This window comes from Dyadobacter sp. CY312, assembly GCF_021390535.1.
GTDB lineage: Bacteria > Bacteroidota > Bacteroidia > Cytophagales > Spirosomataceae > Dyadobacter.
On the sequence record NZ_JAJUXG010000059.1, the window covers coordinates 1 to 884 of the forward strand.

At 39.3% G+C, this 884-nt stretch carries 1 protein-coding gene and 1 pseudogene; both read left to right on the forward strand.

Going from position 1 to position 884, the window contains the following annotated elements; all coding sequences use genetic code 11:
* Positions 1-164, forward strand: a pseudogene (locus LZG71_RS30360) (IS982 family transposase); the annotation flags it as partial.
* 31 nt (positions 165-195) lie between these two features.
* Positions 196-699, forward strand: coding sequence for a T9SS type A sorting domain-containing protein (locus LZG71_RS30365; protein WP_233827038.1), 504 nt, complete (start codon positions 196-198; stop codon positions 697-699).
* Positions 700-884: the final 185 nt, after the last annotated feature.

Genomic DNA, 884 nt, shown 5'->3' on the forward strand with positions numbered 1-884 from the left:
AGTTGAAGAATCTGTGCCAGATCGAGCATACTCGCCACAGATCTGTTAATAATTTTATAATGAATATTTTAGGCGCTCTGGTTGCTTATTGCTTCTTTCCGAAAAAGTCTTCACTTAATATTGAAAAAATCAAAACAAACCAACTTTTTCTAACCGCCGCTTAACCCGAATTCACGTTATTTTAAAGCAACCCCAATGGAAAGGGTGATTAATCTCAATTGGGAGACAACCGAAGAGGTTAATAGTAGCTATTTTGAAATTGAGCGGAGTAACGATGGCAGTGAGTTTTCCATTTTAGGAAAGGTGAATGCCAAAGGAAGTTCGCAGGGTTCTGTTTTATATCATTTCCCAGATGTAGCACCAGTTAAAGGAATAAGTTATTACAGATTGAAACAGGTTGATTTGGATGGAACCATCAATAGGTCTCGCATAGTCTCTGTTACATTCGATGAAAACTTACCGTTGTTTGAATTGTTGGGTAATCCATCCGCTGGGGACAAAATCCATTTTTTGTTTAAAAATCTGGACAAACAAGATCTCCGACTTTTCGATCTTGCAGGAAAAGCTATTCCATTTTCATTATCCGCGAAGGGTAGTGAATGTCATCTGAAGCCATCACATAAATTAGAAACTGGAGTTTACATTCTGGCGGTCAAATTTAAAGGTGCTTCAATGTCCAGAAAGATCATAATACCATAAGTATTGAGGCTTATTGAGAATTTTTTGGGTGACGCTGGTATGAGATTAGTCTGTTGAGAGTTTCATACCAGCGCAAAGTTACAAGACGTTCCTGCGGAACGAATGAACATTTCTCTTTGCATTATTTCTACCGCGGCGGACCGTCGACAAGTCGGTACGAAAGGGACGTTTCGTACCGACTTGTC